Below are 6,609 nucleotides of genomic sequence, written 5' to 3'. Positions count from 1 at the left end.
AGCGGCGTAGAGCCACGGCTGGCTGCGCAAGGCAGCAATCCTGCCGACCTGCACGTCAGCCAGGCACCGCAGCCATCGCCTGCACCCATGGTGCTAGTCGATTGCCTGACCCTCTGGCTGTCGAACGTGCTGCTGGCCGCAGGCGAGGACGGCGAAGCTGCGGCCCGTGCCGCCATGGATGATCTGGCGACAGCCGTTGAGCAGTATCCGGGGCCGCTCGTCATCGTGACCAATGAGGTCGGTGACGGCATTGTACCCGAGTATCCGCTTGGACGGCTGTATCGGGATTTAAGCGGGATGATGAATCAGCGGATCGCCCGCCTTTGTGATGAGGTATTTCTGGTGACGGCTGGCATTCCCGTAGAACTAAAACAGTTGGAATACAAGCTATGAACGGCGAACGTCAGGCGATTGCTGCTGCTTTTCAATTTTTGTCCCGTCTTCCAGTTAAGGCAGAGCTGGATTTTTCGCCAGAGCTGCTGAAACGTAGTGCAAGCTATTATCCGTTGGTAGGGATGGTCATCGGTCTTATCGTATGGTGCTTTGCAGCGCTTGCCTCTCTGGTATTGCCACCGTTGCCATGTGCAGTTCTTACTCTTGCCGTTTGGGTGTGGCTCACGGGCGGGCTGCATCTGGACGGCTGGATGGATGCCGCTGATGCTTTGTTCAGCTATCGTTCCCGTGAACGGATGCTGGAGATTATGAAGGATAGCCGTGTAGGGGCGATGGGCGTCATTGCTTGTGTGCTATTGCTTATGCTCAAGGCCTCTTTGCTGTATACGGTGCTTTCTGAACGGGATCTGTCCGGTTTATTACTGCTTCCGATGGTTTGGAGCCGCTGGTTTATGGTAAGCGCGATGAAGCGCTGGCCGAAAGCTCGGAATGATGATGGACTGGCGGCGCGTTTTGCTGATATGAGTGGCAGACGTGCCGGATTGGCTGTGTTCTGGGCTGTACTCATCACGTTGGGTGCCGCAGCAGGGCAATTTATCATTGCCGGATGGTTTACAGGAACAGGCGGCATGGGCAATACATCTTTTACAGCGGCTGAGCAGTCAATCTTTTCCCATCCGGGCGAATTAGCCATTTGGACAGGCTTTTTGCTGCTGCCGCTGCTGGCCAATGGTGTTGGAAGCTTCACAGCAAGCCGTATTAACGGCCGTTTGGGTGGACTGACAGGGGACATTTACGGAGCCCTGAACGAATTGCTGGAGACCGTTTTATTGCTGTTTATTGTGATTTTATACGGACTGGAAGCATATTTTTAAATGAATTGGTAAAAGGGGAAGAGGCAATTGTCAAATTTCGAACCGTCCCGCACGAATCCCGCAGCAGTGCTTATGCTTCAGGGCACAGCATCGGATGTGGGCAAAAGCGTGGTGACTACTGCACTGTGCCGTATATTCACGCAGGATGGCTATCGTCCCGCACCGTTCAAGTCACAAAATATGGCGCTAAATTCTTATGTCACCGAGGACGGCAAAGAAATTGGCCGCGCTCAGGGTGTGCAGGCAGAAGCCTGCGGTATTGAAGCAACGACCGACATGAACCCCATTTTGATCAAGCCGGTCAAGGATATGCATTCACAAATTGTTGTTCACGGTGTACCTTATGCATATATGAGTGCTTCCGATTACCGAAAGGAATTTTTGCCGCAAGCCAAGCAGACGGTCATGGACGCGCTGAATCGGCTGCGTGATACCTATGACATTGTTCTTATGGAAGGGGCAGGCAGTCCAGCAGAGATTAATTTAAAGGACCGCGATATTGTAAATATGAATCTTGCGGGCTGGGCGGACGCTCCAGTGCTGCTTATTTCGGATATCGACCGTGGCGGTGTTTTCGCTTCTCTGGTAGGAACGATTGAGCTGTTGGAGCCACATGAGGTGCAGCGTATCCGTGGATTCGTCATTAACAAGTTCAGAGGGGATCTGTCCCTGCTTCAGCCGGGACTGGACTGGTTGGAGGAACGAACCGGTATTCCTGTACTCGGCGTGCTGCCCTATCTACCGGATATCCGCATTGAGGCAGAGGATTCTGTGGTGCTGGACAAGAAGCCCAAGCTGTCTGCAAAGGATAAAGCGCTGGACATTGCGGTCATTCGCTATCCGCGTATTTCCAATTTTACAGACACGGATGCTTTGGCCGCAGAGCCGGATGTGAGTGTACGTTATGTCACGGAGGCCGGAGAATTGGGTTTGCCTGACGCTATTATTTTACCGGGGACGAAGGACACGATTGGCGACCTGCTTGAATTGCGGACAAGAGGTCTGGAGCAGGACATTCGGGAAGCTATGAATGCGGGACGCACGCAGTTGGTGGGCATTTGCGGAGGCTATCAGATGCTCGGTACAGCCTTGTTTGATCCCGAAGCGGTCGAATCTGGTATGCCGCAGCAGGCAGAAGGATTGGGTTGGCTGGCTCTTTCTACGACCTTCTTAAAGGAAAAGCAAACGGTACGCGTACAGGGAACCTTATCTAATCACTGTCCATTGTTGCTAAATACTGCGCCCGATTCGGATTCTGCTCCCGCGCCGATAATTGAAGGCTATGAAATACATATGGGCGTTACGGAATGTGTTACGGAACCAGACGCGCCTACAGATCGTGCCGAGGGAATGAACCCAATGCACACGTTATTCCATATCCGTCGCGGCGAGGGAACAGTCTTTGAGGAAGGTTGGGGAACAGCGGATGGTAAAGTATGGGGTACCTATTTGCATGGTGTGTTTGATAATGATCGTTTTCGTCGTTCCTGGCTGGATGGATTGAGGCAAGCCAAGGGCTTGTCAGCGCTGGACAGCACCTTTACCGTAAGTGAAGCCAAGGAACGTGAGTTTGACCGTGTTGCAGAGGTGGTGCGGGCCCATCTGGACATGGACCGAATCTACCGCATTATGGGGATGGACTCTTAACCTTTATAGATGATCGTATAAAATACGCTTTTAAAAATAAAGAGGTATCTCCACAGCCGTGTTCGTGGCCGAGAGATACCTCTTTCCTTGTAGCTCATCTTAGTTGATTTTGAATTTTTGTACGGCTTTTTGCAGTTCGGTCGCTTGCTTGCTTAATTGGCGTACGACCTCGCTGTGGCTTTCCATTTCATTTAGCTGCTCATCGGCATTAAAACCGATTTCCTGAATCATATGCTGGGCATTGGCAGCGATGAGAGCTGTCTCCTCCACGGATGCCGATACCTCCTCTGAGCTGGCGGATACCTGCTCTGTTGCTGCGGATACCGTCTGAACCGTTGCATTGATCGTTTGCATGAGCTGGCTTAGCTGATTAAAGGCTGTACTCGCTTGCTGCACCATTTCCGTTCCCGAATGAATTTCTCGGCTGACCCGGGTCACAGAGTCAACGGACTGTTGCGATACTTCCTGAATGGTTACCAGATAATCGGAAATTTGCTGTGTCGCTTCTTTTGACTGCTCGGCGAGCTTGCGAACCTCTCCGGCTACAACGGCGAAGCCGCGTCCATGCTCACCAGCACGAGCAGCCTCAATGGAGGCATTCAGGGACAGCATTTGAATCTGTTTTGTAATGTCAAAAATAGCCGAAACGATGCTTCCGATGGCCTCGGAGCGCTCATTCATACTATGGATGTATCGAAGCGACTCATCGGCAGCCTGTCCTACCTGCGACATTTGGGCTACAGCATTTTGAGCGAGCGTATTACCATTTACTGTTTCTTCGGTTGCTTCACTGATCTGATCGGATACATCATTGGCAGAGGAGGCAATATGCTGAACGCCTTGAGCGATTTCCTCCATAGCCTGTGCATTTTCAGCAGCAGCAGAAGCTATGCTGGTACTGCCCTTTGCCACTTCCTCTGCGGCAACGGTAGAGTCCTGTACTTTTACACCCATCGCTTCAGTCCGGCGAAGCAGCTCGTCGGAGCCTTTTACAACTGCACTGGATGTGGAAAGCACATGACCGATCATTTCTTTCAGATTATGGGACATGGATTGGAAGCTGCGGGCAAGCTGCGCAATTTCGTTGTTACCGATAACCTTCGGCTCTTGTGACAGGTCACCTTGAGCAATTTTTTCACTATGACGAACCAGCTCCGCAATCGGCTCTACAACCTTGCGCACGACAATGGTAGAAATAATTCCACCCAGCAGGAGCGTTGCAATTGTAATACCTATGCAAATCCATAAAATTTGTTCGGATTTGTCCTGCACAAAGCCAACGTCCTCGTTCACACCCAGGACCAGGTTACTGCCCGCTATGGCAAAGAAGGCGGTTTTGTGTACTCCGTATGAATCGCTGTAAATGTCGCTGACATTCATCTCGCCTTGTTTTGCTTTTTTGATATCCTCCACAGGAACCAGTGCATCCTTGATCTTATATACCGATTTTTCATTTCGTGCGATAACCTCGGCCTTACCATCTTTCAGCACTGCGATATATGCCGATTCAAGCTTAAGAGTGTTGACCTTATTCTGAAGATAAGATTCCATCTGCATACCAGACCCGGAATCCGAACCATTTCCTTGCTGCGCCTGGACCGCCAAAGAAATATTAAGATCCTGATACACACTCTTGGCCCCAGTTTCCAGCATTTGATCCACCTGAGGAATGACACTGTTATTAATGATACTCATGGATACTGCATAAAAGCTGACACTGAACAGAAGGGACGCGAAGAGCAGAATCAATAAAATCATAATCCGTAATCTTGCGCCAATGGAAAGATTAAAACGCTGCATGAAAAATCTCCTCTCACATGATAACACTTTATGATCTACTTATTTTCCTTTTCTGCTTGAAGAAAAAACTGAAAATGTTCGGATTCTATGTATATTTCAGCTGTATTCAAGGGACAAGAACAAGAAAGGGAAGTAATCCATGAATTACTAGAAGTAGGTTAGACCTATTTTACATAATTAACAGGCGGTTGAATAGTCATATTTGCCCAAAAACAAACAAAAAATATATATCTATGGTCTTGGGTGTTTAGGTGGAGTGATTATATGGAGCACGAAAATAAATATCTCATTCCTTCTTTTAAGACTATTGTAAAAAAGAAGTAATGAAAGTAGTATAAGGAATGTCACCTTCCATGTACTTCCTGTAAGCAGTTATATAAGTACGAATGTGGCCTTCAATATACATAAAAAAGGGGAAAAGGCTTTTATGAATCAGGATTTACTTTCCAAAGAAATGAGTTCGCAGGCAGGAGAAGAAAACAAACAGGAGCCCATTTCAGGTAGCGATAAAACGGCCACAAAAGGGAATCCGATAAGTCGACTGTTTGATTTTATTTCGGGCGTATTTACTTCAATCCTGCCGGCACTGATGGGGGCGGGAATCATTCAGGTGATTGCTTCTGCTTTGTTGTATCTGGATCTTCATTCTAATTTTGAGATTTTTATTATTCTATCGTACATTGGCAGAATAGTATTTTATCTTTTACCCTTTATGGTGGCAGTAAGTGCAGCCAAAAAGCTTGGCAGCAACATATTCATTGCAGCGGTCATCGGGGGATGCTCGTTTATTCCCAACCTTACGGAAGTGCTGAAGTCCGCTAAAGAGATCAGTTCGACCAGCTTACCAGTGGCGGAGCCCCAGTATATTTCTTCCTTTATACTGATCCTTATTGCCGTTTGGCTTGCAGCGAAGATTGAGCAAGGATTGGGCAAATTAAATCGCTATTCCATTAAGCTGCTGGTTGCCCCAACGTTGACGCTCATCATTATCATGCCTCTATTGCTGTTTGTTTTTGGTCCGCTGTGGACTACTCTGGCTCATACATTGTCAGAAGAATTTTCTTCATTGTTCTTCTTCAATTCGGAAGTATTGGCGGGTCTGCTGTATGGAGGCACTATACCTTTGCTTCATTTTTCGGGCATGCAATATATGCTGGTGAACGATATGCTGGAATCCGTTGCTGCGACGGGGTATGATTATATTGCTCCTGTCATGGTGGCGGCGGTTATGGCTCAAGCGGGGGCGGCGTTCGGCGTTTGTATTAAATCCAAAAATTCCAAAGTCAAGGCGCTGGCCGCAACCACAGGCTTGTTAGCCATGCTGGGAATCATTGAACCAGCCATGTATGGTGTAAATGTACGTTTCAAAAAACCGTTTCTTGCCGCGCTGATCGGCGGGGCCATAGGTGGGGCATTTGTATGCCTGTTTGAAACGGCAATTACTTCTCTCGAGAGCTTATTCGGACTAATGACTTTACCGCTGTTTAGTGACTCCACGCTTGTGTACGCCGTTTTGGGGATGGTCATTTCGTTTGTTACGGCTGGTTTAATGACGTATTTCATGGGCTTTACGGATGTAAAGGAAGAAGCAGGAACATCAACAGATGCAGGTACTGGAGCAACGAAGCTTCCGAAGCTGTAGGGCTGGTAAGTGATTTCGGGCTTGAAATGCTTATACATGTCGGCATGGATACAGTTAAGCTGAAAGGTCTAGTGAATTGGATACAGCTGGACAACAGAACAAGTATTAAATAGCAGGCAGCAAGTCTTCGAAGTATGGAGGCTTGCTGTTTTTTGTTCAATTGGATAAAGGGAAAAACTACTTTAAATTATTTTATGAATATAAAACCTACAAAAATAGTTGGCATTGTGATATAGTAATCAATGGATTGAT

6 protein-coding genes are annotated in these 6,609 nt (G+C 48.1%); 5 read left to right on the top strand and 1 reads right to left on the bottom strand.

The features are described from left to right. From L696_RS0106425 to L696_RS0106415, 3 genes are all read left to right on the top strand, one after another. Positions 1-393: bifunctional adenosylcobinamide kinase/adenosylcobinamide-phosphate guanylyltransferase (locus L696_RS0106425; protein WP_025682912.1), on the top strand; the 393-nt coding region annotated here is incomplete at its 5' end. Continuing rightward, on the top strand, positions 390-1,268 hold the full coding sequence (gene cobS, locus L696_RS0106420) for an adenosylcobinamide-GDP ribazoletransferase (protein WP_025682911.1): 879 nt from the start codon (positions 390-392) through the stop codon (positions 1,266-1,268). The genes L696_RS0106425 and cobS, both read left to right, overlap by 4 nt. A gap of 27 nt (positions 1,269-1,295) precedes the next feature. Next, the gene (locus L696_RS0106415; protein WP_025682910.1) at positions 1,296-2,915 is read left to right on the top strand and encodes a cobyric acid synthase; all 1,620 of its coding nucleotides are present in this window, start codon (positions 1,296-1,298) and stop codon (positions 2,913-2,915) included. Positions 2,916-3,014: 99 nt separating this feature from the next. On the opposite strand, the gene L696_RS0106410 is transcribed toward L696_RS0106415, so the two are convergent. After that, positions 3,015-4,715 (bottom strand): methyl-accepting chemotaxis protein, encoded by a 1,701-nt coding sequence (locus L696_RS0106410; RefSeq protein WP_025682909.1) that lies wholly within the window; start codon positions 4,713-4,715, stop codon positions 3,015-3,017. Between the two features lie 427 nt (positions 4,716-5,142). On the opposite strand from L696_RS0106410, the gene L696_RS0106405 reads away from it, so the two are divergent. Further along, positions 5,143-6,357: a PTS transporter subunit EIIC gene (locus tag L696_RS0106405; protein WP_025682908.1), complete on the top strand. Its 1,215-nt coding sequence runs from the start codon at positions 5,143-5,145 to the stop codon at positions 6,355-6,357. After that, the gene (locus L696_RS32640) at positions 6,312-6,470 is read left to right on the top strand and encodes a PTS glucose transporter subunit IIA (protein WP_155985329.1); all 159 of its coding nucleotides are present in this window, start codon (positions 6,312-6,314) and stop codon (positions 6,468-6,470) included. The genes L696_RS0106405 and L696_RS32640 overlap by 46 nt, the downstream gene beginning before the upstream one ends. Positions 6,471-6,609 lie beyond the last annotated feature (139 nt).

The organism is Paenibacillus maysiensis (assembly GCF_000520815.1).
Classification (GTDB): Bacteria; Bacillota; Bacilli; order Paenibacillales; family Paenibacillaceae; genus Paenibacillus; species Paenibacillus maysiensis.
This window is presented reverse-complemented; position numbering and strand designations above follow the sequence as displayed.